The 2,605-nt window shown below is 38.7% G+C and carries 5 protein-coding genes; 3 read left to right on the top strand and 2 right to left on the bottom strand.

Annotation, left to right across the window (positions count from 1 at the left end):
- The first annotated feature begins 88 nt into the window (after positions 1-88).
- From PSV17_RS08510 to PSV17_RS08520, 3 genes are read left to right on the top strand one after another with little or no spacing between them, the layout of a single operon-like run.
- A complete protein-coding gene (locus tag PSV17_RS08510) occupies positions 89-361 on the top strand; it encodes a hypothetical protein (protein WP_300481550.1) in 273 nt (90 codons plus the stop codon).
- A 14-nt stretch (positions 362-375) separates the two neighbouring features.
- Positions 376-990 (top strand): LON peptidase substrate-binding domain-containing protein, encoded by a 615-nt coding sequence (locus PSV17_RS08515; protein WP_300481552.1) that lies wholly within the window; start codon positions 376-378, stop codon positions 988-990.
- Between the two features lie 37 nt (positions 991-1,027).
- Positions 1,028-1,306 carry a hypothetical protein gene (locus tag PSV17_RS08520; protein ID WP_300481554.1) on the top strand — a complete coding sequence of 93 codons (279 nt, stop codon included), beginning with the start codon at positions 1,028-1,030 and terminating at the stop codon, positions 1,304-1,306.
- Positions 1,307-1,382: 76 nt separating this feature from the next.
- Here PSV17_RS08520 and PSV17_RS08525 read toward each other — a convergent pair whose 3' ends face one another.
- Positions 1,383-1,571 (bottom strand): hypothetical protein, encoded by a 189-nt coding sequence (locus PSV17_RS08525; RefSeq protein WP_300481557.1) that lies wholly within the window; start codon positions 1,569-1,571, stop codon positions 1,383-1,385.
- Between the two features lie 452 nt (positions 1,572-2,023).
- Positions 2,024-2,581 (bottom strand): site-specific integrase, encoded by a 558-nt coding sequence (locus PSV17_RS08530; protein ID WP_366910515.1) that lies wholly within the window; start codon positions 2,579-2,581, stop codon positions 2,024-2,026.
- Positions 2,582-2,605 lie beyond the last annotated feature (24 nt).

The raw sequence follows: 2,605 nt of genomic DNA on the forward strand, positions 1-2,605 counted from the left end.
ACCCTTGAATTAATGCACTCAAACTGCATTTACACAGAATTATTTACAGGCTCAAGAAAAACACGAGTTGCATCACTTAAGACTCAAAATGGCGCTTGCTTCATACAAACTAAAAGCATGGCCCTATGCGGGTAAAGTAGGAATAAAAGAATTAAATCCTGAAACTAATAAAACCGAAATGCATCTATTTGAACACTGGTGTTACTTAGACACAGTAGATTCAGAGGTGGATTTATCTGAAACTGTGAATACGAAATACAGTTTGAAATTCGATTTAGATATTTATAGGCTAATTGGCAAAGCCTTGAGCAATACTCATCATATTGTTGAATTTGATAGATCCGATTTAGCGTTTATTTGACGACAATGGCCTCAATGGAAACATACTCATTACCACTCTTCCCACTTAATGTGGTGGTTTGCCCCAACGGGCGAATACCGCTTAAAATATTTGAGGCTCGCTACCTTGATATGGTGCGTAATTGCATGAGGAACAATTCTTCATTTGCTATCGTTACTATATTACCAGAGGGTGAAACGGATCCAGAAGGCAGCTTTCCATTTGCCCATGTTGGAACCCTTGTAAAAATTGCTGAAGCCGATGTCACTACTGTGGGTTTAATGATGATTACTTGTATCGGTCAGCAGCGAATTAAAATTGAATCGTTTGCGCAACAAGCTGATGGCTTGATAATAGGTCAAGTAAAGGACATTCCAAATGATTTGTCCATGCCAATCCCAGAAGATTTAATGCTCACTCAAAAAGTATTGAAGCAGTTATTAAGTACATTAGCAGATCAAGACTCTAATTTAAAGCATCTACCAATTGCTGAACCCTATGATTTCGATAATGCTACGTGGGTATCAAATCGATGGATCGAGATTTTGGATTTACCAATGCTGCAAAAACATAGATTAATGCAAATGGATAGCCCGATATTAAGGCTGGAATTGATTCATGATATTTTATATGCAAGTAACCTAAGATAGATTTGAATCTATGAGTATCGTCAATATTGAGAATAGTATGCAACTCGAATTTGTTGCTTATATGACTATGCATCTTGAAAATATCTATTGTGAGAAAACATCAAGCAAAGATACTCAGCAGCGCGATAGGTATAGCCAACTTCTCGCCTATATTCAAAACTCTTCGTTTGAAGCTGCCTACGAAAAGTATAAGCAGATTTCAATGGCAGACACCCCATTGGATTTTTTTGACGCACCTATATTAAAAATGGCACAGCGGTTAGCTAGAGTCGATATGGGATTGCCATTGGTATTTGATGAGAAAGATTCAATTTAAGAATTTTTTAAGAGCACATCACTAAACTAGCGCCAAATGTTACGATTTCAGACGATGCTCGCTAAATACTTCGAACTTATGGTTTAACCACTTTCGATATCACAACTTCTCGGTTGTTAAGTTGCTCAATGGATAGTTCGTCACCTATTTCCCAACTCATACTCTTTAACAAGTCATCGGGGAGTGGAACAATAACGTCACCAGTGCCATCATTGCTATCGATGAAGGTCACTTTATATATATTTGGTAAAGATGAATTTTTCATTACTTCTCCAAATTAATAGTATTTAATATACCACTGATGAGTGCGAAGAATCTATTCTGCGAGATTGAATTTCAAAGATTGAGTCTCTCTGATATTAGTAATTTTAATTCTTAAGTATCACAATACAACTTTTATTATATGTGAACATTTAGCACAACCTATCATTTGAGCGGACCTGAGCGAAAAGCTGCACTGATTAGTGAGTTCAAACGCTGACTGTCTACTGAGGGCCCATAGCGGACTACAAAATTTAATCCAGCAACTAATTTGCAAAAGAGTGTTTGGGGGCGTGTTGTGATTAATAAATAATCGCATGAAGAATATGTCGACATAATGTGGCATTGAGATTTTAGGGGATGGCAGAGTACCGCCACCGGAAAATCACCTGCCTATGCTCCAAGAGAATGGCAAGGTGGGCCAAAACCGCACCCTACCCCGCCTGAACCTCAAACTTAAGCAGCCACTTTTTCTTGTGACTTCACGTTTTTGGCATTCTCAATAATCGCAGAAGCATTATCACTAGCGTCATTCAGCGTCTTAATTGAAAGGTGGCTATAGCGCTGAGTCACCGATGGGTCACTGTGCCCAAGAATAGCCTGCACAATAAACAGCGTGGCCCCTGAGTTAATCAAATTTGAAGCCGCTTGATGCCGAAGGTCGTGCAGCCTCAAGTGGGGAAGCCCCGCCTTTAATCTCAGTTTTGCCCAGACTTTGGCGATATTTACATAAGGCTTTTTTGTTTTCTTGTTAATGAATAAATGTTCATAAGTACCCTCCGTGGTTAATTGATTAATAACACCTAATGCGGTTTCATTCAAAGGTACAGGACGCATGCGTTTTGATTTTGAGTTACTAGCAGGTATACGCCATACACGTTTATCTTGATCAATTTGTGACCAACATGCTGTGAGTGCTTCGTTTAAACGACAACCAGTGGCAAGCATGTAGGTAGTAATCAAGCACACTGAACGACATGAATCAGAGCCTGTAAAAAAATCTGTGTAAATGATATTTTACCAATGACCTTCAAAGGA

It is taken from the genome of Methylotenera sp. (assembly GCF_029946165.1).
Taxonomy (GTDB): domain Bacteria; phylum Pseudomonadota; class Gammaproteobacteria; order Burkholderiales; family Methylophilaceae; genus Methylotenera.

Bases quoted from the DNA above. Each gene is read 5' to 3' on its own strand.
- PSV17_RS08510 (WP_300481550.1), top strand. From the start codon at position 89: ATGGCGCTTGCTTCATACAAACTAAAAGCATGGCCCTATGCGGGTAAA.
- PSV17_RS08515 (WP_300481552.1), top strand. From the start codon at position 376: ATGGAAACATACTCATTACCACTCTTCCCACTTAATGTGGTGGTTTGC.
- PSV17_RS08520 (WP_300481554.1), top strand. From the start codon at position 1,028: ATGCAACTCGAATTTGTTGCTTATATGACTATGCATCTTGAAAATATC.
- PSV17_RS08525 (WP_300481557.1), bottom strand. From the start codon at position 1,571: ATGAAAAATTCATCTTTACCAAATATATATAAAGTGACCTTCATCGAT.